This window comes from Kitasatospora sp. NPDC048407, assembly GCF_043200475.1.
In the GTDB taxonomy this organism is placed as follows: domain Bacteria; phylum Actinomycetota; class Actinomycetes; order Streptomycetales; family Streptomycetaceae; genus Kitasatospora.
Genome location: NZ_JBICXW010000015.1, coordinates 106,229 through 132,520, shown reverse-complemented (window position 1 = coordinate 132,520; position 26,292 = coordinate 106,229). Strand labels below are relative to the sequence as shown.

At 74.3% G+C, this 26,292-nt stretch carries 30 protein-coding genes; 9 read left to right on the top strand and 21 right to left on the bottom strand.

The genetic code is table 11. The annotated features are described in order from the left end of the window. Positions 1–18: 18 nt before the first annotated feature. Both ACGFWJ_RS25555 and ACGFWJ_RS25550 read right to left on the bottom strand, forming a co-directional pair. Positions 19–879: an ABC transporter permease gene (locus ACGFWJ_RS25555; protein ID WP_387642802.1), complete on the bottom strand. Its 861-nt coding sequence runs from the start codon at positions 877–879 to the stop codon at positions 19–21. Continuing rightward, positions 869–1,693, bottom strand: coding sequence for an ABC transporter ATP-binding protein (locus ACGFWJ_RS25550; RefSeq protein WP_387642801.1), 825 nt, complete (start codon positions 1,691–1,693; stop codon positions 869–871). Before ACGFWJ_RS25550 ends, ACGFWJ_RS25555 begins: the two co-directional genes overlap by 11 nt. A 235-nt stretch (positions 1,694–1,928) precedes the next feature. Here ACGFWJ_RS25550 and ACGFWJ_RS25545 point away from each other — a divergent pair, with 235 nt between their 5' ends. From ACGFWJ_RS25545 to ACGFWJ_RS25535, 3 genes are read left to right on the top strand one after another with little or no spacing between them, the layout of a single operon-like run. Then, positions 1,929–3,509 carry an ATP-binding protein gene (locus tag ACGFWJ_RS25545; RefSeq protein WP_392953616.1) on the top strand — a complete coding sequence of 527 codons (1,581 nt, stop codon included), beginning with the start codon at positions 1,929–1,931 and terminating at the stop codon, positions 3,507–3,509. After that, positions 3,506–4,192: a response regulator gene (locus ACGFWJ_RS25540; RefSeq protein WP_387861771.1), complete on the top strand. Its 687-nt coding sequence runs from the start codon at positions 3,506–3,508 to the stop codon at positions 4,190–4,192. Before ACGFWJ_RS25545 ends, ACGFWJ_RS25540 begins: the two co-directional genes overlap by 4 nt. 38 nt (positions 4,193–4,230) lie before the next feature. Then, positions 4,231–4,362 (top strand): hypothetical protein, encoded by a 132-nt coding sequence (locus ACGFWJ_RS25535; RefSeq protein ID WP_392953613.1) that lies wholly within the window; start codon positions 4,231–4,233, stop codon positions 4,360–4,362. A 9-nt stretch (positions 4,363–4,371) separates the two neighbouring features. Here ACGFWJ_RS25535 and ACGFWJ_RS25530 read toward each other — a convergent pair whose 3' ends face one another. Further along, positions 4,372–4,878, bottom strand: a complete 507-nt coding sequence (locus tag ACGFWJ_RS25530) for a MarR family winged helix-turn-helix transcriptional regulator (protein ID WP_392953610.1) — start codon at positions 4,876–4,878, stop codon at positions 4,372–4,374. A 203-nt stretch (positions 4,879–5,081) separates the two neighbouring features. Between ACGFWJ_RS25530 and ACGFWJ_RS25525 the strand changes: the two genes are divergently transcribed. Both ACGFWJ_RS25525 and ACGFWJ_RS25520 read left to right on the top strand, forming a co-directional pair. Beyond that, positions 5,082–5,693: a flavodoxin family protein gene (locus ACGFWJ_RS25525; protein WP_392953607.1), complete on the top strand. Its 612-nt coding sequence runs from the start codon at positions 5,082–5,084 to the stop codon at positions 5,691–5,693. A gap of 97 nt (positions 5,694–5,790) precedes the next feature. Continuing rightward, positions 5,791–6,609, top strand: coding sequence for a methyltransferase domain-containing protein (locus ACGFWJ_RS25520; RefSeq protein ID WP_392953604.1), 819 nt, complete (start codon positions 5,791–5,793; stop codon positions 6,607–6,609). Positions 6,610–6,721: 112 nt separating this feature from the next. Here the strand turns inward: ACGFWJ_RS25520 and ACGFWJ_RS25515 are convergent, their stop codons facing one another. Together ACGFWJ_RS25515 and ACGFWJ_RS25510 are read right to left on the bottom strand one after the other, a co-directional pair. Next, positions 6,722–7,273: a GNAT family N-acetyltransferase gene (locus ACGFWJ_RS25515; RefSeq protein ID WP_387642797.1), complete on the bottom strand. Its 552-nt coding sequence runs from the start codon at positions 7,271–7,273 to the stop codon at positions 6,722–6,724. An 85-nt stretch (positions 7,274–7,358) separates the two neighbouring features. Next, positions 7,359–8,354 (bottom strand): aldo/keto reductase, encoded by a 996-nt coding sequence (locus ACGFWJ_RS25510; protein WP_392953600.1) that lies wholly within the window; start codon positions 8,352–8,354, stop codon positions 7,359–7,361. A gap of 93 nt (positions 8,355–8,447) precedes the next feature. Here ACGFWJ_RS25510 and ACGFWJ_RS25505 point away from each other — a divergent pair, with 93 nt between their 5' ends. Further along, positions 8,448–9,158 carry a TetR/AcrR family transcriptional regulator gene (locus ACGFWJ_RS25505; protein ID WP_392953597.1) on the top strand — a complete coding sequence of 237 codons (711 nt, stop codon included), beginning with the start codon at positions 8,448–8,450 and terminating at the stop codon, positions 9,156–9,158. Positions 9,159–9,162: 4 nt separating this feature from the next. Here ACGFWJ_RS25505 and ACGFWJ_RS25500 read toward each other — a convergent pair whose 3' ends face one another. The 12 genes from ACGFWJ_RS25500 to ACGFWJ_RS25445 all read right to left on the bottom strand — a co-directional run bounded on the left by ACGFWJ_RS25500 (position 9,163) and on the right by ACGFWJ_RS25445 (position 20,214). After that, positions 9,163–10,311, bottom strand: coding sequence for a helix-turn-helix transcriptional regulator (locus ACGFWJ_RS25500; RefSeq protein WP_392953594.1), 1,149 nt, complete (start codon positions 10,309–10,311; stop codon positions 9,163–9,165). A gap of 88 nt (positions 10,312–10,399) precedes the next feature. Then, the gene (gene lanKC, locus ACGFWJ_RS25495; protein ID WP_392953592.1) at positions 10,400–12,970 is read right to left on the bottom strand and encodes a class III lanthionine synthetase LanKC; all 2,571 of its coding nucleotides are present in this window, start codon (positions 12,968–12,970) and stop codon (positions 10,400–10,402) included. 33 nt (positions 12,971–13,003) lie between these two features. Next, positions 13,004–13,159 (bottom strand): hypothetical protein, encoded by a 156-nt coding sequence (locus tag ACGFWJ_RS25490; RefSeq protein WP_392953589.1) that lies wholly within the window; start codon positions 13,157–13,159, stop codon positions 13,004–13,006. 34 nt (positions 13,160–13,193) lie between these two features. Then, on the bottom strand, positions 13,194–13,349 hold the full coding sequence (locus tag ACGFWJ_RS25485) for a hypothetical protein (protein ID WP_387642791.1): 156 nt from the start codon (positions 13,347–13,349) through the stop codon (positions 13,194–13,196). Positions 13,350–13,354: 5 nt separating this feature from the next. Continuing rightward, positions 13,355–13,513: a hypothetical protein gene (locus ACGFWJ_RS25480; protein WP_392953586.1), complete on the bottom strand. Its 159-nt coding sequence runs from the start codon at positions 13,511–13,513 to the stop codon at positions 13,355–13,357. Positions 13,514–13,528: 15 nt separating this feature from the next. Next, positions 13,529–13,684: a hypothetical protein gene (locus ACGFWJ_RS25475; protein WP_387909761.1), complete on the bottom strand. Its 156-nt coding sequence runs from the start codon at positions 13,682–13,684 to the stop codon at positions 13,529–13,531. An 87-nt stretch (positions 13,685–13,771) separates the two neighbouring features. Continuing rightward, positions 13,772–14,347: a GAF domain-containing protein gene (locus ACGFWJ_RS25470; RefSeq protein WP_392953583.1), complete on the bottom strand. Its 576-nt coding sequence runs from the start codon at positions 14,345–14,347 to the stop codon at positions 13,772–13,774. 40 nt (positions 14,348–14,387) lie between these two features. Continuing rightward, entirely contained in the window at positions 14,388–15,242 is an 855-nt protein-coding gene (locus ACGFWJ_RS25465; RefSeq protein WP_392953580.1) for a S8 family serine peptidase, read from the bottom strand. Further along, positions 15,242–18,307, bottom strand: a complete 3,066-nt coding sequence (locus tag ACGFWJ_RS25460; RefSeq protein ID WP_392953577.1) for an adenylate/guanylate cyclase domain-containing protein — start codon at positions 18,305–18,307, stop codon at positions 15,242–15,244. The genes ACGFWJ_RS25465 and ACGFWJ_RS25460 overlap by 1 nt, the downstream gene beginning before the upstream one ends. Next, positions 18,294–18,497, bottom strand: a complete 204-nt coding sequence (locus ACGFWJ_RS25455) for an aroma-sacti cluster domain-containing protein (protein ID WP_392953574.1) — start codon at positions 18,495–18,497, stop codon at positions 18,294–18,296. The genes ACGFWJ_RS25460 and ACGFWJ_RS25455 overlap by 14 nt, the downstream gene beginning before the upstream one ends. Then, positions 18,494–19,162: an iron-containing redox enzyme family protein gene (locus ACGFWJ_RS25450; protein ID WP_392953571.1), complete on the bottom strand. Its 669-nt coding sequence runs from the start codon at positions 19,160–19,162 to the stop codon at positions 18,494–18,496. The genes ACGFWJ_RS25455 and ACGFWJ_RS25450 overlap by 4 nt, the downstream gene beginning before the upstream one ends. After that, a complete protein-coding gene (locus ACGFWJ_RS25445) occupies positions 19,159–20,214 on the bottom strand; it encodes a radical SAM/SPASM domain-containing protein (RefSeq protein WP_392953568.1) in 1,056 nt (351 codons plus the stop codon). Before ACGFWJ_RS25445 ends, ACGFWJ_RS25450 begins: the two co-directional genes overlap by 4 nt. A gap of 357 nt (positions 20,215–20,571) precedes the next feature. Here ACGFWJ_RS25445 and ACGFWJ_RS25440 point away from each other — a divergent pair, with 357 nt between their 5' ends. Together ACGFWJ_RS25440 and ACGFWJ_RS25435 are read left to right on the top strand one after the other, a co-directional pair. Continuing rightward, complete coding sequence (locus ACGFWJ_RS25440; protein WP_392953565.1) at positions 20,572–20,769, top strand: hypothetical protein; 198 nt, start codon at positions 20,572–20,574, stop codon at positions 20,767–20,769. Between the two features lie 9 nt (positions 20,770–20,778). Next, complete coding sequence (locus ACGFWJ_RS25435; RefSeq protein ID WP_392953563.1) at positions 20,779–21,183, top strand: type II toxin-antitoxin system VapC family toxin; 405 nt, start codon at positions 20,779–20,781, stop codon at positions 21,181–21,183. 138 nt (positions 21,184–21,321) lie between these two features. Here ACGFWJ_RS25435 and ACGFWJ_RS25430 read toward each other — a convergent pair whose 3' ends face one another. Next, complete coding sequence (locus tag ACGFWJ_RS25430; protein ID WP_392953560.1) at positions 21,322–22,332, bottom strand: hypothetical protein; 1,011 nt, start codon at positions 22,330–22,332, stop codon at positions 21,322–21,324. 159 nt (positions 22,333–22,491) lie between these two features. Between ACGFWJ_RS25430 and ACGFWJ_RS25425 the strand changes: the two genes are divergently transcribed. Continuing rightward, positions 22,492–22,836 carry a hypothetical protein gene (locus tag ACGFWJ_RS25425; RefSeq protein WP_392953557.1) on the top strand — a complete coding sequence of 115 codons (345 nt, stop codon included), beginning with the start codon at positions 22,492–22,494 and terminating at the stop codon, positions 22,834–22,836. 121 nt (positions 22,837–22,957) lie between these two features. Here ACGFWJ_RS25425 and ACGFWJ_RS25420 read toward each other — a convergent pair whose 3' ends face one another. The 3 genes from ACGFWJ_RS25420 to ACGFWJ_RS25410 all read right to left on the bottom strand — a co-directional run bounded on the left by ACGFWJ_RS25420 (position 22,958) and on the right by ACGFWJ_RS25410 (position 26,205). Beyond that, positions 22,958–23,134 carry a hypothetical protein gene (locus ACGFWJ_RS25420; protein ID WP_392953554.1) on the bottom strand — a complete coding sequence of 59 codons (177 nt, stop codon included), beginning with the start codon at positions 23,132–23,134 and terminating at the stop codon, positions 22,958–22,960. Positions 23,135–23,197: 63 nt separating this feature from the next. Next, complete coding sequence (locus ACGFWJ_RS25415) at positions 23,198–24,997, bottom strand: BTAD domain-containing putative transcriptional regulator (protein ID WP_392953552.1); 1,800 nt, start codon at positions 24,995–24,997, stop codon at positions 23,198–23,200. Positions 24,998–25,056: 59 nt separating this feature from the next. Further along, positions 25,057–26,205, bottom strand: coding sequence for a PP2C family protein-serine/threonine phosphatase (locus ACGFWJ_RS25410; protein WP_392953550.1), 1,149 nt, complete (start codon positions 26,203–26,205; stop codon positions 25,057–25,059). Between the last annotated feature and the right edge of the window lie 87 nt (positions 26,206–26,292).

Genomic DNA, 26,292 nt, shown 5'->3' with positions numbered 1-26,292 from the left:
GGAACGGGTGGGGTGGGGTCAGCGGCCGTCGCCGGTGTCGGCCGGCTTCCAGCGGAACAGCCGCTTCTCGGCGAAGGTCAGCAGGCCCTCGGTCAGCAGCGCGACCACGGCCAGGATGGTCATCGCGGCGTACACGCCGGCCGCGTTGAAGGTGCCCTGGGCGGCGGCGACCATCAGGCCCAGACCCTTGGTGGCGCCGATGTACTCGCCGACGATCGCGCCGATCAGGGCGAAGCCGAAGCTGACGTGCAGGCTGGTGAAGATCCAGGTGGTGGCGGCGGGGATGACCACCTGCAGGGTGACCTTGCGGTTGTCGGCGCCCAGGATGCGGGCGTTGGCGACCAGGTTGCGGTCCACCTCGCGGGCGCCCTGGAAGGCGTTGAAGAACACCGGGAAGAACACCAGGACCACGGCGGAGGCGACCTTGGAGGCGGGGCCGAGGCCGAACCAGATCAGGAAGATCGGCGCCAGCACGATCCGCGGGATCGCGTTCAGCACCTTGACGTACGGGCCGAACACGTCGGCCAGGAAGCGGACGCGGCCCAGCGCGATGCCCAGCAGCACACCGCCGGCCACGCCCAGTACCCAGCCGGTCAGCGCCTCGTACAGGGTGTAGCCGATCTGCTCGCCGAGCGAGCCCTGCGCGGTGCCGTGGGTGATCCACTGCCAGATCTGGTCCCAGATCCTCGACGGCTGGGAGAAGTTGAACGGGTCGATCACCCCGGTGCGGGAGCAGACCTCCCACAGGCCGAGGAAGGCGGCCAGCACGGTGGCCCGGGCCCCGTACACGCCCAATTTGCGGTTGCGGGCGGCCCGTTCACGGATCTCGGTGCGGGTGGCCGCGGGCGCGGCAGGGGCGGGGGCGGTCTCAAGCGGCACGACCCGCTCCTCTCTCACGGGTGATGCGGACCTCTTCGCCCAGCGAGGCCCAGATCTCGCGGTACAGCTCGACGAAGCGCGGCTCCAGGCGGACGGCCTCGACGGTGCGCGGGCGCGGCAGGTCGACGGTGAAGATCTCCTTGACGGTGGCGGGGCCGGCGGTCATCACGACCACCCGGTCGGCCAGCGCGATCGCCTCGTCCAGGTCGTGGGTGACGAAGACCACCGAGGAGCCGGTGCCCGCCCACAGCTCCAGCAACTGGTCGGACATCAGCGCCCGGGTCTGCACGTCGAGTGCGGAGAACGGCTCGTCCATCAGCAGGATCCGCGGGTCGTTGACGAAGGTCTGGGCCAGCGCGACGCGCTTGCGCATGCCGCCGGAGAGCTGGTGCGGGTAGCGGTCCTCGAACGCCGACAGGCCCACCCGGGCCAGCCAGTCGCGGGCCTTCTCCCGGGCCTGCTCGGCCGGGACGCCGCGGAAGCGGGGACCGGCCATGACGTTGGAGAGCACCGTGCGCCACGGGAAGACGGCGTCCTGCTGGAAGACGAAGCCGACGTGCCCGTTGATGCCGGACACCGGCTCGCCGTACACCCGCACCTCGCCCTCGGTGGGTTCCTCCAGGCCGCTGACCAGGGTCAGCGTGGTGGACTTGCCACAGCCGGTCGGGCCGACGACGGCGACGAACTCGCCCGGGGCGACGGTCAGGTCGAGCTCCCGGACGGCGGTGTGCAGGGTGCCGGACGGCGTCCGAAAGCGTTTGGTCGCCCCGGTCAACTCGATCGCCGGGACGGCCCCGGCCTTGTGCGGGTCCACGTGAACCACCTACCTCCTCGGCCGGCTCCCGCGCCGGCCCGCTGCTGTGGACCGGGACGCTACGAGCGGCGGGAGCGGCGCGGGAGCCTTGCGGGCGTATCGCGGCTTTGCGGCGTTGAGGGGTGTTGTGCTCGTTTTGCTTCCGCTACAACAACGGGGGCGGGGGCTGACAGAAACACCCCGGAAACATAAGGTGACCTGCACCCTCGCCCCGCCGCGCCGGAAGGAGACCGCGATGAGGCGCCCCCACTGGCCCCGCCGGGTCTTCGCCCAGCTCCTGCTCGCCCAGACGGTCGTGACCGTCGGCGTCAGCGCCCTGACCGCCGGGCTGTTCCTCGCCCCGGTCAGCCGCGAACTCGACCGCGCGGCCATGCAGCGGGCGCTGGCCATCGCCCAGGTCACCGCCACCGACCCGAACGTCGCCGCAGCCGCGGCCGCCCGCGACTCGGACACCGCCCAGGACGTCGCCGAACGGGTGCGGCGCTCCACCGGAGCCGAGTTCGTCGTCATCACCGACACCGCGGGCATCCGGCTCTCGCACACCGACCCGACCCGGATCGGCCTGCGGGTCTCCACCGACCCCGAACCCGCGCTGCGCGGCGAGAGCGTCACCGCGATCCAGGACGGCACCCTGGGGCGCACCGCCCGCGGCAAGGTGCCGCTGCGCCTGGCCGACGGCCGGATCGTCGGCGAGGTGTCGGTCGGCCTCAGCGACGACTCGATCCGCGGCCAACTGCTGTCGATGGCCGGCGGCATCCTGCTGTGCGCGGGCGCGGGCCTGGTCGTCGGCCTCGCGGCCACGCTGGTGCTCGCCCGGCGTTTGAAGCGCCGCACCCACAACATCGCGGTCGCCGACATCGCCGCCCTGCTGATCGAGCGCGAGGCGATGCTGCACGGCATCCGCGAGGGCATGCTGGCGCTCGACGCCTCCGGCCGGATCCGCCTGGCCAACGACGAGGCGCTGCGCCTGCTCGCGCTGCCGGCCGACTGCGCCGGGCGCACCGTCGACGAGGTCCTGCCGCCGGGCCGGCTCGCCGACGCGCTGACCGGGCGGATCGAGGGCGCCGACCTGCCGGCCGTCCGCGACGAGCGGGTGCTGGTCGTCAACCGGACCGCCCCCGCCGAGGGCGGCGCCGTCATCACCCTCCGCGACCGCACCGAACTGGAGTACCTGGTAAGGGAGTTGGACCACACCCGGGGGCTGACCGAGGCTCTGCGGGCGCAGGACCACGAGCACGCCAACCGGATGCACACCCTGCTCGGGCTGCTCGAACTCGGCCGACACGACCAGGCCGCCGCGTTCATCTCCGAGCAGTCCGGCTCGCACGCCGCGCTTGCCGCCCGGATCGGCGCACAGGTCCAAGACCCGCACCTGGCCGCCCTGCTGGCGGGCAAGGCCGCCGTCGCCGCCGAACGCGGAATCCGGCTGACCGTCACCTCCGACAGCCACCTGCCCGACGCCGCCGTCGACGCCCGCACCCTGGTCACCGTGGTCGGCAACCTGGTCGACAACGCCCTGGACGCGGTGCCGGGCGGCGCCGTCGAGGTGCGGCTGCGCGCCGTCGGGCCCACCGTGCTGGCCGAGGTCGCCGACAGTGGCCCCGGCGTCCCGGCGCACCTGCGCGAGCGGATCTTCGAGGAGGGCTGGACCAGCAAGGGCGCCCCCGCGCACCGCCCCCGCGGCCTTGGCCTCGCCCTGGTACGCCGCCTGGTCGAACGCTCCGGCGGGCGACTCGCCGTCGGCACCGGAGCGCTCGGCGGGGCCCGCTTCACCGTTGAACTGCCCGAGGCCCTGCACACCGTGGAGAACGCATGATCGACGTCCTCGTGGTCGACGACGACTTCCGGGTCGCGGACGTGCACGCCGCGTACGTCGCGAAGATCCCGGGGTTCCGGGTCACCGGGACCGCGCACAGCGCCGGCCAGGCACTGGCCGTCCTCGAACGCGCCCCCGTCGACCTGGTGCTGCTCGACCACCACCTGCCCGACGAAAGCGGCCTGGCCCTGGTCCGACGCCTGCGCGAAGCCGGCATCCGCTGCGACGTCATGATGGTCACCGCCGCCCGCGACGTCTCCACCGTCCACGAGGCGATGCAACACGGCGCCCTGCAGTACCTGGTCAAGCCATTCAGCTTCGCCGGCCTGCGCGACAAACTCACCGCGTACGCCGACCTGCGCCACGCCCTGGCCGGACCCGCCGCCCGGGAGACCTCCCAGGACGAGGTCGACCGGATGTTCGCCGCCCTGCGTACCGCGGCCTCTCCGGCCACCGCCCTGCCCAAGGGCCACAGCGCGCCCACCACCGACCTCGTCCTCGGGGCCCTGCGCGACGCCGGGCAGCCACTGTCCGCCCAGCAGGTCGCCGACGCCACCGGCCTGTCGCGCTCCACCGCCCAGCGCTACCTCAAGCACCTGGCCCGCGACCGCCGACTGCGCCTGTCCCTCCGCTACGGGGACACCGGCCGCCCCGAGCACGAGTACCTGCTCGCGGGCCGCTGAGGCCGACCGAAGGCTGTCCCGTAACGAGGCCCGCGTCCATGGCCCTCTGTGCGATGGCCCGCGCCGAGGTGAACACCGTGCTGGTCGCCGGGAACGCGGTCAAGCGGCACGGGCAGCTGCTCCACCCGAGCTGCCGGGCCGAGGAGCTGCGGCTGCGGCTCACCGGTTGAGCCCGCAGCTCACCTGCGGACGAGCACGCCCTCCTCGACGGCGGCCAGCGCGTCCCGCAGCACGCGGTTCAGCAGTTCCGCCTCGGGGATACGGGCGACGATCCGGGCGTGCGCCGCGGTCACCGCGCGCACGGACTCCTCGGCGACCTCGACCCCCCGGGGCGTGAGGCGCACCCAGGAGCTGCGGCCGTCGCCGTCGTCGGCCTCGCGGGAGACCAGTCCGGCCCCGGCCAGGCGCTTGAGCACGTTGCTCGTGCCGCCGGAGGACAGCAGCAGGGCGTTGGTCAGTTCGGTGGGCTTGAGCCGGTACGGCTCGCCCGCCCGGCGCAGCACCGCGAGCAGCCCGTACTCGGCCTGGGTCATCCCGAGGCGTTCCAGCTCGCGCGCCGCGACCTCGTCGAAGGCGGCGGTCAGCAGGGCGCTGCGCTTGGCCAACTCCAGCGGAAGGCCGGCGATCTCGGGCAGCTGGACGTGCCAGGCCGAGATGATGTCGTCGACGTGGTCCGGTTCGGACATGGCAGCCCTCCTTGCCCCCTCCCTCGGCGCCTCCGCGGACGGGCTCTTCAGGATAGCTCGGCGCAAAGCTTTCCCAGGAGGCCCGGATGCCTCTCCCCAGCCCCTCACCTCCGCTGTTGCCCGTTGCGGCGGGAAGCCACTATCTTCTGCCTCAGGAAAAAGCTTTCCACATAGCTTTCTTGTGGCGCATCAGGGGAGTGATCATGCAGGCTCGAATCGTCGTCGCCTACCACAGCGGGTACGGCCACACCGCCAAGCAGGCCGAAGCGGTCGCCGCCGGCGCCGGCAAGGTCGAGGACACCGCGGTGCAACTGGTCTCGCTCGCCGAGCTGAACGACGAGCTCTGGCGGACGCTGGCCGAGGCCGACGCGATCATCTTCGGCTCGCCCACCTACATGGGCGGCTCCAGCGCGGTCTTCCGCACCTTCGTCGAGGCGACGTCGGGCGTCTGGGGCGACAACATGCAGTGGAAGAACAAGATCGCCGCGGGCTTCACCAACAGCGGCAACATGGCCGGCGACAAGCTGCACACCCTGATCAACATCGCGCTCTTCGCGGCGCAGCACGGCATGATCTGGGTCGGCCTGGCCGAGTACGGAGGCTGGAACACCTCCACCGGTAGCACCGAGGACATCAACCGCCTCGGCAGCTGGCTCGGCGCCATGTCGCAGTCCAACAACGACGAGGGCCCCGAGGTCACCCCGTCCGCCAGCGACCTGCGCACCGCCGAGGTGCTCGGCCGCAGGGTCGCCGAGGTCACCCACGTCCAGCTGCGCGGCCGCGCCACGACCGCGCTCCAGGCGACGGCGGTCTGACGCGGCCGGCTCCGGGACAGCTCCCGCACTCACGTTCCGGACAGCACCCAACTGGAGGCGCGGGGCCGGCCGGTGCGGGCGTGCCTACATTGGAGCCATGACCGATCGGCACCCCACATCGGCGTTCCACACGGCCAACACCGACCCGGCGGTCACGGACCGGCTGATCGCCGCGCTGGACGCCCAGGCCGCCAACCCGGGCGTGCGTCGGCTGCGTGCCTGGGCCCGCGCGGGCCTCGCCGCAACCCCGGGCGAGCGGGCGGTGGACATCGGCTCCGGCACCGGCTCGGAGACCCGGGTACTTGCCGAGGACGTCGGCCCGGACGGCTCCGCGATCGGCGTGGAACCCCACCCGGGCCTGCGCGCCGAGGCGGAACGGCGCGCGGCGGAGGCCGGCAGCCGGGCCCGCTTCGTGGACGGTGACGCGCTCGCCCTGTCGCTGCCCGACGCGGGTTTGGACGCCGTCCGGTGCGAGCGCGTCCTCCAGCACCTGTCCGAACCGGCGCGGGCCGTCACCGAGATCGCCCGGGTTCTGCGCCCGGGCGGCAGGGTCGCGCTGCTCGACACCGACTGGTCCACTTTCGTGCTCCACCCCGTCGACCCGGCGGTCCTGCCCGCGCTGGCCACCATCGCCCAGGGCGCCGCCGCCACCTTCGACGCCGGACGCCGTCTCACCCAGTGGCTCACCGACGCGGGCCTGACCGTCGACCGCACCGGCGCCGACGTCCTCCTGCACGACCCGCGCACTGTCAGCCGGCCGATCGTGCAGGGCCTCGCCACCGCCGCCCTGGACCGGGGTCTGATCTCCGAGGAACAGCGCGACCGGCTGTACGCCGACCTCACCGCCGCCGCCGACCGGGGCGCCTTTCACCTGTCGGTGACGATGTTCGCCGCCGTGGGCCACCGCCCCGGCTGAGCACGCGGACACGGTCGCGACCTGATCGGGGGATCATCCGACCGGCCGGATCGCAGAGCGTGCCCGGGCACTCCGCAGGGGAGTGCCCGGGGCTGTTTCCGAGGCTGTTTCGTTATCGGGTGGGCTTGATTTCGCGGGGCTTCCACTCGTCCGAGAGGAGGCCGAGGACGGCCTGGTCCGCGTACCCGCCGTACGCCCAGGCGGCGCGCCGCAGGGTTCCCTCCAGGACGAATCCGGCGCGGGCCGCGGCGGCGAGCATCGGGGTGTTGTCGGTGAGGGTCTCGAGCTGGAGGCGCTGGAAGCCGCGGACGAGGAATCCGTACTCGCACAGGGTGTGCACGATGTCGACGGCCAGGCCGCGGCCGCGGAACGCGGGGCGCAGGGCGAGGCCGAGATGAGCCGTCCGGCTGTGGGTGTCGATGCCCCAGAGCAGGGCCTCGCCGGCCAGTTCCTGCGACTCCAGCTCGACGACGGAGAAGCAGGCCGCCTCGTCGGACGGCCCGGGCACCACGAACGGGGAGTGGCCCGACGCGGCGGAGATGGGCTGCCAGGGGCGGGAGTCGGCGCGTGACCGGGTGGCCACGTCCTCGTACAGCTCGGAGTGCAGGACCGGGATGTCGCTGTCGTGTCGGGCGCGCAGCCCGATCAATTCGCCTTGAATCACGGGCAATTGGTATCGGCACGGGCGGCAGGTGATCAACCGAGTTACGCCTGCTGTTATGGCGGCCATGCGACGGCCTCGGGGGCGGTCAGCGTTCGCTGTCGAGCTGGGCCATGAACGGGGCGGCGTAGCGGCTGCCGGCGGCGGAGTCGGCGGGGACGGCCCGTTCGATGGCGGTGAGGTCGGCGGCGGTCAGGTCGAGGGTGTCGGCGGCGAGGGCCTCGGCGAGGCGGTCGCGGCGGCGGGCGCCGACCAGGGGGACGACGTCCTTGCCCTGGGCGGCGACCCAGGCGATGGCGACCTGGGCGACGGTGGCGCCCTTGGTGTCGGCGACGGCGCGGAGGGCCTCGACCAGGGTCAGGTTGTGGTCGAGGTTCTCGCCCTGGAAGCGCGGGCTGAAGCCGCGGAAGTCGCGCTCGCCGAGCTCGCGCTGCCGGCTCCAGTGGCCGGAGAGCAGGCCGCGGGAGAGCACGCCGTAGGCGGTGATGCCGATGCCGAGCTCGCGGGCGGTCGGCAGGATCTCGGCCTCGATGCCGCGGGAGAGCAGCGAGTACTCGATCTGGAGGTCGGCGATCGGGTGCACGGCGTGGGCGCGGCGCAGCGTCTCGGCGCCGACCTCGGACAGGCCGATGTGGCGGACCAGCCCGGCCTGCACCATCTCGGCGATCGCGCCGACGGTCTCCTCGATCGGGACGGCCGGGTCGAGCCGGGCCGGGCGGTAGATGTCGATGTGGTCGGTGCCGAGGCGGCGCAGCGAGTAGGCCAGCGAGGTCTTCACGGCGGCCGGGCGGGCGTCCACGCCGAGCGGGGCGCCGAACGCGTCGCGCAGGGCGCCGAACTTGACGCTGATCACGGCGCTGTCGCGGTCGCGCCCGCGCAGGGCGTCGCGCAGCAGCATCTCGTTGTGGCCCATGCCGTAGAAGTCGCCGGTGTCCAGCAGCGTGATGCCGGCGTCGAGCGCGGCGTGGACGGTGGCGACGGACTCGGTGTCGTCGGCGGCGCCGTAGGCGTCCGACATGCCCATCAGGCCGAGTCCGAGGGCGGAGACGACCGGGCCGTCGGTGCCGAGGGTGCGCGTGTCCATGAGAGGTTCCCCGTTCGCTCGGTATCAACGCTAACGAGAGAACCGTAGCACTGGTAATCCAGCGCTAACAAGATTCCGGTAACGTTGCTCCACATGAGCAGTGCCGACACCCCCACCGACCCCCGCGAACGCATCCTCGCCGCCGCCGCCGAACTCCTCGCCCAGGGCGGCAGCGAGGCCATGTCCACCCGCGCCGTCGGCGCCGCCGCCGGCGTGCAGGCGCCGACCCTCTACCGGCTGTTCGGCGACAAACAGGGCCTGCTGGACGCCGTGGTGAACTACGGCTTCGCCCGCTACCTCGCCGAGAAGTCCTCCCGCACGCCCGGCCCCGACCCGGTCGACGACCTGCGCCGCGGTTGGGACCTGCACGTCGGATTCGGCCTCGCCCAGCCCGCCTTCTACGCGCTGATGTACAACGCCGCCCGCCCCGGCGAGGCCGTCGAGGCCGCCGAACGGGCCGGCCGGATACTCACCGCGATGCTGGAACGCGTCGCCCGCGACGGCCGGCTGCGCCTGCCCGTGCCGATGGCCGCGCAGATGCTCCGCGCCGCCGCCCTCGGCGTCACCCTGACGCTGATCGCCGAACCGCCCGCCACCCGCGACGTCGCGCTGTCCGTCCGCACCCGCGAGACCGTCCTCGCCGCCATCACCTGCGCCCCGGCCCCCGCCCCCGAGCAGCTCACCCCCGCCGCCCTCGCCATCGCCCTGGACGCGACCCTGCCCGAGCGGCCGAACCGGTTCACGGCGGCCGAGACGGCGCTGCTGCGCGAGTGGCTGAACCGCTTGATGGATGAGGCCAATTGACTGTTCAGGGCCCGGGGTTGAGGGCCAGCATGATCAGGGCGGTCAGCTCCTGGCGGCGGCTCACCCCGGTCTTGGTGAAGACCGACTTCAGGTGGTCCTGGACGGTGTACGGGGCCATCGCCAGGCGCTGCGCGACCTCGCGGGTGTCGGCGCCGCGGATCAGCAGCAGCGCCACCTCCTGCTCGCGCGCCGTGAGGCCGTAGGCGGCCAGGTGCAGCGGGATGACGTGCGCGGGGGAGGCGGGGGTGGCGACCACGGTGACCTCGTCGGCGGCCGAACCGCAGGCTCGGGCGTCGCGGGCGTCGCGGGCGTCGCGGGCGTCGCGGGCGTCGCGGGCGTCGCGGGCGTCGCGGGCCGGCGAGGCGTGCAGCAGGTACCAGTGGCCGTCGTGGGTGCGGATCCGGACCGGGATCTGCGGGGTCGGCAGGCCGTGCGCGGCGCGGCGGGCGTGCTCGGCGGCCATCGCGATCGCGGTCGGCACGTCGAGCGAGGTGGGGGAGGGGTCGGCGACCCGGGAGAGCAGTTCCTCCGCCGGGCCCGACAGTGTGCGCGGCCGGTTGTGCCGGTCGAGCAGCAGCACGGCGGGGGTGGGGTCGGCGGGCCCCGGACCGGTCGGCGGGAGGTGGCTGGTGCGCAGCGCCTGACCGAGCAACCGGGCTGCGGTGTCGGCGAGTTCGCGCTGCCGCGCCGGGTACGGGCCGCGGTCGGCGGCGCGCATGAAGGCGGCGCAGCCCCACATGCCGCCCGCCGCGTCGAACACCGCGCGCAGCTCGTCGCCGAAGCCGTACCGGGAGATCTGCTCGCGGAACCGGATGCTGTTCTGCGGCGCGCCGCGGCTGGCCCGGCTGAGCGTCTCGGCCTGCACCCCGCTGCTGCGGATCTTCGGGAAGGTGGCGAGGTCGTCCGCCCACACCTCCAGGTGCACCGCGTCCTCGAACTGGCCGAGGTTGAGGTCGTCGCTCTGCACCGAGTTGACCAGCCCGGTGGCCGGGTCGGTCGTGTGCCAGCAGACCGCGTCGAACTCCAGTACGGGGCGCAGGAGTTCATCGGCGTGGCGGAACAGCTGACTGGTGGTCAGGCGCTGCGCGGTGAGTTCCCGCAGGCCTTCGATCGCCGCGCGCGCGGCGGCGCGCTGCGGTCCGCGTAATCCCATGGGCGGACGCTAGCATCTGTGTTCGGGTTGTGGCGACGGTGTGTGCGCAGCTGATCACTGTGCGGCGGTGGCGGCGCGGGCCACCGGCTCACCCGGCCGGGGCGTCGAGGGTGAACAGCAGGTCGGCGCGCGGCGCGAGGACCTGGTCGAGGGCGAGCAGGACGCCGGCCGAGCCGGTCCACAGTTCGGTGCTGTACCGCAGCAGGCCCATGCCGAGGAAGCGCACCGTCCCGTCGTGCGGCACCGCGTGCTTGTACAGCCCGCGGGCGGCCCGGACGGCCCCGGCGCGGGAGTGCTCGTCACCGGCCAGCAGCGCGTGCTCGGCGAGGACGAACGCGAACCCGGCGGCGCCGTTGTACAGGGCGGGCAGCGCGGTGTGGGTGCCGTGCAGCGGGGCGAGCAGGCGCGGCACGGCGGCGGCCAGCCGTTCGTCGGCGACGGTGCGCAGGTACCGGGCGGCGACGTGGGCCAGGCCCGCCGAGCCGCAGTCCAGGTACGGCATGGCGCGCCGGTCCTCGGCGGAGACCGGGAACAGCAGGCCTGGCGCGTCCGGGTCGGTGGCCCGGTCGAGTTCGGCGTGCAGCAGGGCCAGGCCTCTCGGCAGCAGCGAGGTGTCGCCGGTGACCCGGGCGAACTGCTGGTGGGCCAGGGCCAGTCCGGCGCGTCCGTGCAGCAGGCCGGTGGCGTCGTCGGGGCCGAGCCGGGGCGACAGGTCCGCCCCGCCCGGCTGGGCGGTCAGCAGGGCGTGCGCGCGCTCGGCGTGGTGTGCGTCGCCGGTGCGGCGGTACAGCGCGAGGTGGCCCATCGCCAGGCCGGCCGCGCCGCCGGACAGGGTGGCGCTCCGCCCGGTCAGCGGGTGCGCGTCGGCGGTGTCCAGCAGGCTCCGGGCCTCGTCCAGCAGGCCGTGTTCGGCCAGCACCCAGGCGATCCCGGCCAGGCCGACGTAGAGCCCGGGCGCGAGTTCCGGGCCGGCGGCGAGGGCGTCGCGGCGCAGCCGCTCCAGCGCGCCCTCGGGGGCGGCGATGCCGCAGCGGTGCAGCGCGTGCAGCACGCCGGCCGCACCGTAGAGCACGCACAGGGTGTTGGCGGTGTACCCCTGCGGGACGGTCGGGAAGGTCCGCGCCGGGTGCGCCGGGTCGGCGGCGGCGAGCAGCCCGGCAGCGGTGGCGTCGCGCAGCTCGGCGAGGTGGCGCAGCGGGTCGGCGGCGACCTCCTCCGGCGAGGGCAGCGCCGGGTTCTCGCTCGGCGGGTGGTAGCGGGTGGCGCGCTTCCACAGCACCTCGCTGATCGGGGCGCTCCCGGTCAGGTCGTGGTGGAAGTGGGTGAGCGAGTCGGGCGTGCGGCCGGGGGTGTTCGGCAGGCAGCCCAGCAGCAGCATCGCCAGGCCGCTGACGCCGAAGTCGTCGTGGGCGGTGCGGCCGTCCCGCTCCACGACGTGCCGCGGCGCGACGTACCCGGGCGTGCCCATCCGGCCGGGGGTGTCGCCGGGGCCGCAGGCGGTCTCGAAGTCGATCAGCCTGATGCCGTCGTCGGGCGTCACCAGCACGTTGGCCGGGCTGACGTCCACGAACGTCCAGCCGAGGGCGTGCAGGCGTGCCATCGCGGCCTCGATCGCGGCGAGGATCCGTTCGCACCGCGCGTAGTAGGCCGCGAACTCCTCGGCGGTGCTGCCGGTCTTCAGCGCGGGGTGGCTGGTCGGCGGGATCCGGTTCAGCGCCTTGCCCCCGATGAACTCGGTGACCATGAACTCGTGGCCACCCGCCCGGAATTGGGCGATCGGCTCCGGGGCCAGGCCGGGCGCGAGAGCGTGCAGGGCGGTCAGCGTCCGCCACTCCCGGTGCAGCCGGGAGACCGCGTCGTCCTCGCCCTCGCCCAGACCGTGGAACGGGCGGGCCTCCTTGACGAACACCTTCCGGCCGGTGGCGACCTCCACCCCCTGGTAGGCGCCGCCGCCGCTCGAGTGGACGATCGCGTCCCCGACCGAGAAGCCGCGCAGCACCACCGGCCCCTCGGGGCGGGCCGGGACCGGGCACACCGCGAACGGGTCGGCGATGCCCGCCGGCAGCTGGAACGAGGCACCGCGCCGGTCCGGCACCTCCTCGCCACCGGCACCGCGGGTCAGCAGGGTGCGGGTGCCGTCCGCGTCCAGCCGCTCGCGCGTCCGGTACGCCCCGTACCGGTACTGGACGGTCTCGCTGCCCGGGAAGCGGCGGTCCGTCAGGATCAGCGGCCCCTGCTCGCCGTCCAGCGCCTCCCGCAGCGCCTCCATCAGACGGCGGGAAGCGGCGGTGTCCGCCGGGTACGCGGCGATGAACTTGCCGCTCTGCGGCCGGGACGCGTGCTTGCGGTGGACCCACCAGTACCAGTGGTCGGTGGCGAGGTGCTTGAACGCGACGTCCTGCGCGAAACAGATCTCCGCGACGGTGTCCAGCACGGCGGCCGCGCGTGAGCGGCGCGCGGAGACGTGCACCTTCCAGCCGTCCGCGGGCAGCGCGGGCATCCCCTCCCGGTGCCACATCGTCCACACCCCGCTCGCCACCCCCAGCCAGCCCTCGGCGGGCCGGCCCGGCGCGAACGGGTCGCCCTTCGGCGCGGCGGTGTCCAGCGGCGCGTAGTACTCCCGGTCCGCGACGGTGAACTCCGCCGGCGCCTCGGCCATGAACCTCTCCTGTCGGGTGACGGCGGGAGCTGGCTAGACCACCATTTCGGTGGTCGGCGGCCAGCAGTTGTGGCAGGCGGTGTCGTGGGCCTCGACGTCGTCGTCGGTGTCGGCGGTGGCGGTCTCCTGGAGGGAGAGGACGGTCTCGGTCTCGGCGGCGTCGTGGTCGGGGGTGCGGTCGGTGCTCATCGCGGTCTCCCGTGCTCGGATGGGGGTGGATCGGTCAGGCCTGGGGGAGGTGGGTGGCGGTGAAGCTGGTGAGGTCGCCGGTCTGGACGCTGAACGCGGCGTGGGCCCGGACGTCGTCGTCCGCGACGCCGGGCGCTTCCTGGAGGACGCGGACGGCCTCGGCCTCGGCGGCGCTGTCGTCGGTGCTCACGGGCCCTACAGCGTCTCGGTCACGATGATGGTGTTGCAGGCCACGCTGAGGACGCTGAAGACGTGGCCCTCGACGTCCTCGGCCTCGGCGGCGGGTGCCTGCTGGAGGGAGCGGACGGCTTCCGCCTCGGCGGCGGCGTCCTCGGGAACGCGGTCGGTGCTCATATTGGCCTCCGGGGGCTAGGCGACCGTGATGGTCATGGTCTCGGGGGAGCAGAAGACGCTCTGGACCAGGCCGTGGGCCTCGATGTCGTCGGCGGTGGCGGTCTCCTGGAGGGAGAGGACGGCCTCGGACTCGGTGGCGCTGTCCTCGGGGGTGCGGTCGTCGGTGCCCATCGCGGTCTCCTCGTCACTCGGATGTCTCAACTGCCTTGGCGGCCAAGGTAGTTGGCGCCGCTTCAAGGCCGGTTCAGGGCCGGTACATCACCAGTCGGCGCGGTCGCCGATCAGCCGCTGCACCTCGGCGAGCAGTCGCACCGCCCGGTCGCGGTCGCCCGCGGCGAGTGCCGGGGCCGGGCCGTCGACGGCGACCCGCAGGGCCACTGCGGCCTGGCGGGCGAACAGGGCGAGCAGGTCGAGCTCCGGGAGGCAGGCCCGGGTGGGGCCGGGGGCCGGGTCCAGTACCTCCAGGACGCCCAGGACGCGGTCGCCGTGAATGAGCGGGGCGGCCATCAGGGCGTCGGGGACGTAGCCGGTGGACTCGGCGACCTCCTGGTCGAAGGACGTGCTGCGGCGCAGGTTGTCGACGATCATCGGCTCGCCCGAACCGGCCACCCAGCCGGCGATGCCCTGGCCGGCGGGGAAGCGGCGGCCGATCAGGAACTCCTGCCCCTGGCCGGACACCGCCTGGAAGACCAGCTCGAAGGACTGGTGGTCGAGCAGCAGGATCGAACCGGCCTGGGCGCCGAAGATGGCGCGGGCCACATCGACCACCGACTGCAGGAGTTCCGCCACCACGGGATCGGTCGACGGCGCGGCGGGGGCGGTTGACTGGGTCATCTCGACCACGGTCCCTTTCTCACGACGTGCGGCCCGGCGCTCACCGGGTGCCGCCGACATGGACGTTCGCTGCGGACAGGTACAGGGCGTGCTTCAGCTGGAACGGCGTCAGCCTGGGCCGCTCGGACAGGATCCGGGCGCACAGGCCCGCGACGAACGGCGTCGCGAAGCTGTTACCACTGCTGCGCAAGGTGGCGCCGCCGAGCCAGGCCACCTCGACGTTGACGCCGGGGCCGAAGAACTCCACCGGCGGCTCGGGGTTGTACAGGTGCAGATCGGGGTCGTCCTCCCGGTGGCTGCCCACCGAGATCACCGACGAGAACCGCCACGGGAAGCTCTCCACCTGGGCGTTGTGGGCAGACGCGACGATCGTGCTGCGCCCGAAGTACGCCTCGTCGGCCAGCACGTGCAGGTCCTCGAGGTACCGGGTGCGGGTGGTCGACAGGCTCAGGTTGATCACGTCGAAGCCCTGCCGGATCGCCCACCGCAGCCCCGCCAGCAGCACGTCGCCGCTGCCGGTGAAGCGCTCGCCGAGCACCCGGACGCTGTGGATCTCGCAGTCCGGCGCGGCCCGCCGGACGATGCTCGCGCAGGCCGTGCCGTGGCCGGAGACGTCGCCCGGGTCGTCCGCGCCGAGCGCCTCGACCCGGATCGTCCCGGCCTCGTCCTTGCGCACCACGTGCGCGCCCGCCACCGGGCCGACCAGCGGATGGGACCCGTCCACGCCGGAGTCGACCACGCAGACCTGCACGCCCCGCCCGGAACCCCCGACCAGCGTGCCCGCTGCGGGCCGCTCGGGCAGCGCGTCCGCCTCCGTCCGGACGTCCTCGGGGGTCCGGCCGGCGAGGCGCCAGGTCAGGCCGCGCGGGGGCACGGCGTGGGGCACGGTCGTCATCACGAAACCGCCTCTCTGCGGGGATGGTGGCCGGCCAGGGCCTCGGCGAGCCGCACGCCCGGGCCGTGCCCCTTGGCCGCGAATCGGCCGCCGGCCGCGGCGGCGGACAGCAGACGCTGCTGGTCCAGGCCGAGCAGCGCGGCGGTACGGGCCAGATCGGCGGCGGCCAGGCCCTGCAGGATCGGCGAATCCGTCCGGCCGGCCACCTCGACCGCGCCGCGGGCCAGCCGCAGCGCGGGCACCCGGTCGCCGCCGGCGGCCGCCAGCCGGGCCCGCAGACCGTCGCGCTCCGCCAGCGTCGCGAACGACAACCGGCCGCCGGCGCGGGCCCGCTCCTCCTCCAGCGCGGCCAGCGCGGCCCGGGCGGCCCGGCGCTCGTCCAGGTCCAGGTGCAGGCGTGCCATGTCGAGCAGCGCACCGCTCAGCAGCGCGCCCCCGCCCAGCTCCCGGGCGGCCGCGGCCGTCGCCGCCAGCAACTCCAGCGCCTCCCTCGGCCGACCACCGAGCGCCGCCACCGTCGCGCCGAACAGCGGCAGGAACGCCGCCGCCTCCGCGTACCCCAGCCGCTCGGCGTGGTGCGAGGCCTCCGCCAGGCAGGCCGCCGCCCCCGCCCGGTCGTCGCCGAGCGCCAGCAGCACCGCCAGCGGACAGTTCAACGTCACCCGCACCGCCCGCCGCCCCCGGCCCTGCGCGGCCAGCAGGTCCTGGCAGCGCTTTATCGCGGTGGCGGCCGGCACCGGACCGCGCCACAGCGACACCCCGATCGCACCCAGCGCCGACGCCCGCTCCTGCTCGCCGTCCGAACGCTCGGCATGCCGCAGCGCCCGCGCCAGCAACCGGGTCGCCGCCGCGTGCCGCCCGTCGATCTGCTCCTGCTGCGCCAGCCGCAGGCAGGCCCGGGCCTGACCCAACTGGTCGCCCGCCCGCTGGAACACCGGCAGGGTCTCCCGGGCCACCGGCGCGGGCGCCCGCTGCTGGCCGACGGCCGCCAGGCTGAGCCGCGCGTGCGCCGCCTCCACCGGATCGTCCGCACTCGCACCGACCTCGGCGAGCAGCACCCGGCCCGGCTCGATCCGGCCCAGCGCGAGCAGCGCCTCGCCCAGCCGGCGGGCCGCCGGAAGCCGCCCGTCCTCACCCGGGTGCAGCAGCGCGGTCGCCCTGGTCAGCAGCTCCACCGCCCAGCCCGGGTCGGTCCGGGCCGCCGCCCGGGCACCCGCCTCCGCCAGCGCGGTCGCCGCGCCCCGCCGTAGCGCGTCCGTGCGCTCGCCGTGCAGACCCAGCTCGGCCCGGTACCGGTGCGCGCGCTCCAGATGGCCGCCGACCACCGCCGGGCCACCCGCCCGCACCGAACGCAGCGCGGCCGCCCGCTCGTGCCGCTCGGCCCGGCCCTGCTTGGACAGGCACTCGTACGCGACCTCCTGCACCACACCGCTGGCGAACCGGAACGACGCGCCGTCCGCCACCACCAGCCGGTGCCGCCCCAGCCGCCGCAGCGCCGCCGACAGATCGGGACCGGCCGAGTCCAGCGCCGCCAACTCATCGGCGGCGAACTCGCGGCCCAGCACGCACGCCAGATCGACCGCCCGCCGCTCGGCCGGGTCCAACGCGTCCAGCCGGGCTCCGATCAGGGTCTGCAGGGTCAGCGGAACCCCGTCGCCGCTCCCGCTCTTGGTCGCCGGGGCCGCGAGCAGCTGTTCCAGATGCAGCGGATTGCCGCCCGCCCGCTCCAGCAGGTGCGCGGGCGCCGCCCCGCCCAGCGCCCCGGCCAACTGCCGCGCCTCCCGGTCGGACAGCGCACCGAGCGTCAGCACCCGGTGCGGACCGGCCGGGCCGGCGTCCAGCAGCTCGGGCCGGCCCAGCACCGCCACCAGCACCGGGGCGTCCGCGAGTGCCGCCACCACCCGGTCCAGCAGGTCGAGCAGCAACGCGGCCGCCCAGTGCGCGTCGTCGATCACCAGCACCAGCGGCGCGCGCCCCGCCAGCGCGCCCAGCAGCTCGACCAGCGCCGCGCCGGTGTCCTCCGGCGACGGCGTCGGCGTGCCGTCCGCGAGCAGGCCCTGCGCCAGCACCTCCAGGCCGGGCAGCTGCCGGTGGCCGGGGGCCTTGGCCAGCAGTGCGGTGACGGCGTCCGCCAGCGGCTGAAGGCCCGCCTGCTCGCCCGGCGGGCGGCACCGGCCCGCGCCGAACCGGCCGGAGTTGCTCGAGAGTTCGAGCCAGTGCCGGAGCAGCCGGGTCTTGCCCTGACCGGGCTCGCCGCCCAGCACCAGCAGGCGGGCCGTTCGCTCGGTGGCTGTGCGTTCGAACTCCGCGTCCAGCAGCGCCAGTTCGGCTTCGCGGCCGACGAACGGCAGGTCGAGGCGCTCCGGCGCCCTGAGCTCCAGCCCGAGCAGCCGGTGCGCCGTCACCTCCTGCTCCTTGCCCTTGAGCCGCAGCGGCCCGACCTCGACCTCCCGCACCCCCTCGCCCGCGGCCCGCAGGGTGTCCGGACCGATCAGCACCTCGCCCGGCCCGGCGTTCTGCTCCAGCCGCGCCGCGACGTTCACCACCTCGCCGGACACCAGCGCCTGCCGCGCCGACGCGTCCGAACCCGTGACCACCCGGCCCGTGTTGACGCCGATCCGGACCGTCAGCCGTAGACCCAACTCGGCGTGCAGCTCCTCGTTGAGCGCCCGCAGCGCCGCCAGCATCCCGAGCGCCGCGGCCAGCGCCCGCCGGGCGTCGTCCTCGCGCACCGACGGCACGCCGAACACCGCCATCACGGCATCGCCGATGAACTTCTCCACCGTGCCGCCGTGCTCCTCGATCGCCGCCCGCATCGCGTCGAAGTAGCGCAGCGTCACCCCGCGCAGCGCCTCCGGATCGAGCGTCCCCGACAGCGCCGTCGAACCGACCAGGTCGCAGAACAGCACCGTGACGATCTTGCGGCCGGCCGTCTCCGGACCCCGGGCGTCGGCGCGCGGAGTCCCGCACGCCGCGCAGAACCGGGCCTCCACCGGCAGCGGACGGTGGCAGCCCGGGCAGCGCCCGCCCGCCGGATCCGGGCCGAACACGTCAGAAGAGAGCACCGCCCGCCACCTCCGCATGCCCCTGGACCTCCGGCCCGGCCTCCTCCAGCCGGCCCCGCAGATCGGTCAGCAGGCCAAGCTCCTGGTCGGTGAGCGAACGCAGCACCGCGTGCTGCTCCTCGGTGAGGCCGCTCAGGTCGAAACCGGCGGCAGCCAGGGCTGCCAGGGCCGGGTCGGTGCGGTCAGTCATTGCTGTCCTCCTGGATCCGCGGCGAGCTGGTGGAAGAGCCGGGCGAGGATGCCCGCGGTGTGCAGGGCGCTGACAGCGACCTCGGTCTGCTCCGCAGCTGTCAACTCGAGCCGGTCGAGCTGACGTTGGACCTCGGCGAGATGCCCCGCGTCGAGCGCCGCGTGCTCGCGCACCGTCCGGAACGCGGCTTCCGGCAGCCCAGTCCGGGCGGCCAGCACCCCCGCCAGGGCGGGCGACGGGGCATGGCCCTCCAGCACCGCGAGATAGCCGAGCAGCGCGGCCGGATGGCGGTGCTCGATCCGGTAGTACTGCGCGCCCGCCAGCTCCACCACCAGCGGCGGCGGCAACGGCGGTTCCTGCTGCTCCCCGGCCGCCACCAGATCCGCCAACAGCCAGGCGTCGTGCCCCCGTTCCTCCTCCGCGTGGACCGCGAAGTACGCCGCCAACCGCGGCGCCCACTCCTCGTCCAGCCGCGCACAGACCGCCGCGGCGCGCTCCAGCAGCGGGACGGAGGCGACGGTCAGCGCGTGCATCGCCCACAGGTAGTCGATGTAGCGGCCTGTCAGATCGCCTTCCGGTCGCCACAGTTGGGCGCTCGCCCGATGCAGCGCGGGCGCGACCAGCGCCAGCCGGGCGTCCAACGCGCGGGAGGTCGGGACGCTCACACCGGGCTCCCGGGCCGCACCAGATGCGCGTACGGCGCGCAGCCGTAGCGGCGCAGCAGGGCCGCCGGGCCCTGGGCGCGCAGGCGGGCGGCGGAGAGCTGGTCCAGCAGCCGGCCGGCCGCGCCGGCCGCGGCGGCGTCGTCCGGGCCCGGCGCCGCCGGGAGGGCGCGGCAGCCGGCGCAGTAGCCACCCTCGGCGGGGTCGGCGCCACTGCGGGCACGCAACTGGTCCGGCCCGAGGGTGCGGATCAGCCGCAGCCGCGGCGAGTCCAGGGTGCGGCGGCGGACGGCCGGCCAGTCGTCCTCCGCGATGTGCCCGAGCCGCAGGTGCGGCGGGACGGGCCGCAGGTCCACCGTCCGCTGGTTGCAGCAGGCGAGCACCGTCCCGTCGGGCGCGACGGTCGGCCACGCCGCCATCGCGCACGGCCCGCCCGGCCCCGCCACCGTCCGGCCGCGGGTGGCGCGGCCGACCGCGCGCACCTCGTTGACCAGCATCGGCACCCGATCGCCGAACTCCTTGACCACCGCAGCCGTCGCCTCCGCCAGGTACGGGTCGTCCGGGCCGGTACCCGTCAGGTGCAGGCTGACGGGCACCCCCGCGTCCAGCACCTGCGCCAGCACCCGGAACACGTCCGCACGCGAAACCTCGCGCTCGTGCGGGGCGTCCAGGCTGGCCGAGAAGTGGTCGAGCGCCGTGATCGTCCGCAGGATCGGCGCCGGGATCCGACCGCCGTCGCGCGCGAAGAACAACCCACTCAGCATCGAGACCCGCGCCCCGGTGTGCTGCGCCGCACGCGTCAGCTCGTACGCCAGCCCCGGCAGCAGCAGCGGCTCACCGCCGGTCAGCAGCACCACCTCCGGGCGCTGCTCCGGCGTGAACGACTCTACGAATCGCAGGAGTTGAACGCGTCGCGTACCGTCCGGATGCTCGGGCGAGTCCATCGAGGAGGCCGTCGAACAGTGCGCACAGCTCAACGGGCACCGCCGGGTCAGAGCAACCAACAACCCGGCGGCCGGCTCCGGACGCAGACCGAGGATCTCCGACAGCTCCACGTCCGTCCCTCCCCTCCGAGCGAGTGTCACCAGGACTGTGGGGGGCGCCGGTTGCGGGCCGGTACAGGGCCGCATAAGGGGCGGTACATCGGGCCGTTCGATGACCTTGCCGTACGACAGCGTCGCGCGGCCGCGCAGGCTGCTCCGGGCCGGCGGCGCATGGTGTTCGGACGCCTGCTCGAGGGCGGTCCCGCCCCGGGCCGGAGGCCGTCGATCCACCGTCCTGCCAATGCCCGCGGGGGCGGGAGCACCTGTGTTCGGAGAGCAGCTCCATGGGGTGAAGGTCGGTGTCAGCGCGGGGCAGTCCCCCGTATGCTGGCCTGGGTAGCCGTGTCCCGTCCCTGCTGGAGGTCCCCGATGAGCACACTCGACGCGGAGTACTCCGGCTACCCGCCGTTGCGGCCCCGCGTTTCGGTCGAGGAGTTGCTGGCCGCGAAGAACGCCCAGCCGATCCGGTCCCTGGACGACCTCGCCGCCGACACCTTCGAGTCGGACGAGGAACTGGAGGAGTTCCTGGCCTTCACGTACGCCGAGCGTCACCGCGACGTCGCCTGAGCCGCCGCCGTGCAACCTGTCATCCTCGACACCGACGTCGCCTCGCTCTCCCACAAGCGCAAGCTCACCGACCCGCTCGCCACCAGGTTGATCGGCCGCAAGCCGCTGATCACCTTCGTGACCTTCGGCGAACTGACCAAGTGGACCGAGATCCGCCACTGGGGCACCCGCAGCCGCCAGGAACTCGCCGACTGGCTCTCCGGAATGCCGGTCCTGCCCGGCGACGAAGCCGTTGCCGCGACCTGGGGCCGCCTGTCAGCCGCGGGCATCCAGCGCGGACGCCCACGCCCGATCAACGACATGTGGATCGCGGCCTGCGCCCTCACCTACGACCTGCCGCTCGCCACGCTCAACCTCAAGGACTACGAGGACTTCCGAGCCCATCACGGCCTGCGCATCCTCGGCGCGGAGTAGCTACTCCTCCGGGCGCACTGTTGGGCGCGAACGACCTTACGAACCGCAGCAGTTGGGGGCGTCGCATGCCGCCAGGGTGCGCGGGGGCGGTCCATCGAGTGCACGCGACCGCCGGGGCGTGGGGGCCGGGTCGGGGTTTCAGTGCAGGTGGGCGATCCAGGGGTGGTCGTCGGGGTTTCGCATCATGATGAGGATGTTGCGCAGTCCGTCGGCGTCGTGGATCCAGCGGACGGTGTCGATGAGTTCGTCGGCGGCCGCGGCGTCGAGGAGGGGGTCGAGCTCGGCGGGGATGGGGTCGTCGACGAGGCAGAGCCAGGCGATGGCTGCGCTCACTCGGACCTCCGTCGGCCGGGTGGGGTCCTGCCACCAGGCGCGGGTGTGGGCGGTTGTGGTGGGATCGCGTGTCTCCCAGGCCAGTTGGGCGATGGCGAGGACCAGGCTCGCGCGGGTCACCGGGTCGGTCTCGGTGGCGAAGCGGGTGTGCAGGGCGGCCGTGATCCGGTCGCGGGCGGGGACGGCGGCGGCCGCGAGGGCGTAGGCGGTGACGGCGCGGAGCGTCGCGGTGGGGTGGTCGAGCAGGGGCAGCAGCAGGTCCGTGTCGTCGGCGATGGCCTGCTGGGCGGCCTGGACGGACCAGTTGGCGTTGTGGCCGCTGCAATCGAAGACAACGCGGTCAACAGGTTCGCCGGCCCGTAGCAGTCCGGTGCGGGTGCCGCTTCCGAAGTGTGGGCGGCGGGCGAGACTCCCGACCAGGAGGAGGACGTCGGGGTCGGGACGAGCGAGGGCGGTGCGGATCAGGAAGGGGACGGCGAGGGTGCCGGCCGTGGAAGGGGTGCCCTGGTGGCAGACGCTGTTCCACAGGCGGGACAGCGCCCGGTCGGCGTTCTCCGTGTCGCCGTGGCGGATCTGCTCCAGCAGGTGGGGGATCTCGGCGCCGTCGAACCAGTCCCACGGCACCGCGTCGTACTGCGGGCCGTCCTTGACCTCGGCGGTCATCGCGGCCATGACCGTCCGTACGTCGTGCGAGGTGTCCACGTGGGACCCCGGCCGGTGTTCCTCCCAGGTCGCGGCGGTGTCCTTCTCGACCTGCCAGCTCGCGATGACGTCCGCCCACTCTCCGTCGTACGGGTCAAGATCATCAGTGCTCATGGCGACGCACCGTAGTGCCCGCCGCCGACACCGGCCCGGGATCCGTTCGGTGGGCGATTGCGCGGCGCGCGGGTGACCCCGGGGCGGATCCCGCACCGGGCCGTTCGCGGTGGGGAACGGTCTCGAACCATTCCCCTCGTACTCGAATGGCGGTTCTTCATGCGTCGTATCGGCATGCTCATCGCGACCACCCTCGGCGCGGCCGTCCTGGCCGCCGGCCCGACAGCGTCGGCGGACATCCCCCAGCAGCCCGACCAGGCCCCGGCCCCGGCCGAGGCCGGGACACAGACCCCGGCTCAGGACCCGGCCGGGACGCCGACGGAGGACGCCGACGCGAAGAGCTGCGTCAAGGCCGACACATCCCCCTCCGCCGTCACCAACCAGACCGAAGGGGTCGCCCTGATCTTCGACGCGCCCGACTGCACCGGCCACGTACTCGGCGCCATGCTGCCGGGCGAGACCAAGGACCTCACGCTCGGCCAGAGCGTCCTCTTCGTCCAGTAGCGGCCCGCCCACCAGCCGCAAAGCGCCGGCCACCACGACGGTGGCCGGCGCTTTGCGTTCCGTCGGGCGGGCCGGGGTGGGCGCGCATGTGGGTGAGGTGGGGGCTCGCCAGGCGCGACGTTCAGCTGCTCGTGTCGGAGGCGCGCTGCTCGTCGCGCGTGCGGCGCAGCAGGTCGCGACGCTCGTGGATCTCTTCGGGGGTGATCGGGCCGTGTTCGGCCTCGGCGAGGGTGATGAGCTCGTCGAGGTTGTCCCGTTCGAGCCGGAGGGGTCGCTGCGGGTCGGGCCGCTTCGGCAATGTCGCGAGGCGTGGTGATCGAGTGCTTCTGGGTGGGCTCGCTCATGCTCCTCATTCTGGTGCTCACGGTCGGTCGGACGCGGGCCGCTGGAGGTGGGCGTGGAGGTGGGTGAGGCGTGGGAGGGAGTAGTGGGCGGTGTGGGCGGGGGCTTCTTCGGTGGGGCAGAGGAGGACGCCGGCCAGGATGAGGTGTTCGAGGGCGGCGAGGGCGGGGGCGGGGGGGAGGTCGAGGGCGTGGCGGGCGTGGGTGAGGTCGAAGGTGGGGGTCCAGGGGTGGCGGGTCAGGTGGGTGAGGGTGGTGCGTTGGTCGGGGGTGAGGGCGTGCCATTGGGTGTCGAGGCGGTCGCGGAGGCGGGTTTCTCCGACGGCGAGTTCGTCGAGGGCGCGGTGGGGGTCGGCGAGGCGGTCGGCGAATTCGTCGAGGGGGAGGTGGCGGAGGGCGGCGAGTTTGTAGCCGGCCAGGCGGACGGCGGCGGGCAGGAGGCCGCATGCGGTGACGATGCGTTCGGCGGCGGTGGGGGCGGCGTCGACGCGGTGGGTGCCGACGAGGAGTGACAGCAGGGCGAGGGCTTCGGGGAGGGTGAAGGGGGCGAGGTCGGTGCGGTGGGTGGCGCCGAGGCCGGGGAGGGGGGTGCGGCCGGTGACCAGGGCGACGGCGGGGCCGGGCGGTGGGAGCAGGGCGTGGGTGGTGTGGTCGTCGGAGGCGCCGTCCAGGACGACCAGTGCCCGGTGTTCGGCCAGCCATTCGCGCCAGGTCTGCAAGGGATCGGCGGTGTCGGTGGCGAGCAGCCGGGCCAGGTCGGCGGCGACGGCCCGGGGTTCGCGGGCGCGGCCGGTGGCGTCCCGCAGGTGGATGAAGAGGCGGCCGTCGGGGAAGTCGTCGCGCAGTGCGTGGGCGGCGCGGATCGCGAGTGCGGTCTTGCCGACGCCGATCGGTCCGGTCAGCACCACCGGCCGTTCGGCGCGGCGTGCGGCGCGGACCAGTTCCGCGGCCTGCTGTTCCCGTCCGGTGAACGCGGTGGTGTCCGGCGGCAGCACGGTCCGGCCCGATCGCGCGGCGGCACGCGGAGGCGGGGGCGTCGGGCGGTCGGCGAGCAGTTCGCGGTGGCAGGCCTCCAGCTCGGGGCCGGGGGACAGGCCCAGTTCGCGGGAGAGTTGCTGGCGCAGTTGCGCGAACGCGGCGAGTGCTTCGGCGCGCCGCCCGGCGCGGTGCAGGGCGAGCAGGTGGACGGCCTGGAGGCGTTCGCGCAGGGGGTGACGGTCGGTCAGGTCGGTGAGGGCGCCCGCGACCCGGCCGGCGTGGCCGAGCCGCAGTTCGACCTCGGCCCAGTCCTCGACGGCCGCGAGGTAACGGGCGGTCAGTCGTTCGGCGACGGCCCGCAGCGCGGAGGAGTGCCGCAGTTCCGGCAGTGGCGGGCCGGCCCACAGCCGCAGTGCCTCGCCGAGCAGCCGGCCGGCCTGTTCGTCGTCCTGCCGGGCCGCCGCCTCCCGGCCGGACCGGACCAGGGCGGCGAACCGCAGGGTGTCCAACTCCTCGTCGGCGACGTGCAGTTCGTAGCCGCCGGGGCGGTGCACCAGGCGGGCCGCACCGAGTGCCCCGCGCAGGCCGGAGACGTACACCTGGAGGTTCTTGCGGGCGGACCGGGGCGGTTCGTCCTCCCAGACGGCCTCGGTCAGCAGGTCGGTGGAGAGCAGCGTGTTGGGGTGGCCGAGCAGGGCGGCCAGGACGGCGCGCTGTTTGAGCGAGCCGAGGGCGAGCGGGCCGTGGCCGGTCTCGGCGGCGAGCTGGCCGAGCAGGCGGAAGCGCAGCGGTGGGCGCTCGGGGTTCGGGGTGGCGGGGCGGTGATTCAGTCCGGCGATCACGAAGCCTCCTCACCCGCACGGAGCACCGTTGCTGCGCGCGTCCATGACAGGTCAGCCTGTCAGAGGGGTGGGCGCTCCGGGTATCCCAGGTTTCTGGGATGTTCCACGACCCGCGGCCAGGCCAGCGCGAGCAGCGCGGCGTCGTCGTCGGCGCCGCCGGTGGCGAAGGCGCGGGAGTCGCGGTGCAGCCAGTCCAGCAGGGCGACGGGGTCGGGGCCGTCGGGCTGCGACTCCAGGTGGGCGGTCAGGCGGGGGAGCAGCGGGTAGAAGGCGCCGTCGGCGGCGCGGGCCTCGGTGAGGCCGTCGGTGTACAGCAGCAGGGTGTCGCCGGGGCCCAGCGGGACGGCGGGTGCGGGCTCCGCGGCCACCGGGTCGGGGAGCAGGCCGCTCAGGCCGAGCGGCGGGCGCGGGGAGACCGGGAGTTCGGCGACGCCGGTGCCGCGCAGGATCAGCGGCGGCGGGTGCCCGCAGGACAGCCCGTGGGCGGTTCCGTCGGCGGCGATCTCGACCAGGAAGGCGGTGCCGAACGCCTCCGAGTCGTTCAGGTGGCGCCGCAGGCTGGTGTCCATCCGGTCCGCGAGGTCGTCGAGGCGGGCGTGGTCCTGGGCGGCCTCGTGGAACGAGCCGAGGATGACGGCGGCGGTGGCGACGGCGTCCAGGCCCTTGCCGCGGACGTCGCCGATCAGGGCGCGGACGCCGAACGCGGTGTCCGCCACCGCGTACAAGTCCCCGCCGACGCGGGCGTACTGTGCGGCCGCCCGGTACGCGGCGGCGGTGCGGAACGGTCCGACGACGGGCGGCGGCGGCCGCAGGATCGCGCGCTGGGCGGCCTCGGCGACCGAACTGACCTCCACCAGGTGCGCGGCCGCTTGCTCGCGACGGTGCACCAGGAAGACGCCCAGCGCGGCGATGATGGCGATCACCGAGGTGGTGCCGATCGCGGCGCCGATCCGGCCCGGCTCGTCCGGGACGAAGGCCCAGCGGGTGCCGATCGCGAGCACCGCCGACGCCAGGATCATCGGCGGCCGGAACGCCATCGACACCAGGGCCGGCACCGCGACCACCACCGACGGCGTCTGCCAGCCGTCCGGCGCGAACTGCAGGCCGACCATCACGCAGTACATCAGGACGGCGGTCCCCAGCGACACCACCCGCCCCACCCTGCCGACCCCGTACCCCGCGCCGTCCTCACCGCGGTCGGTCCACACCGGCACTCACCTCCCACCCGCCCGCACAACTGCCGCGCAATCCTCCCGCGAGGCAGGGGCCTTGGGCGCGCCGCCACACCGCTGCGC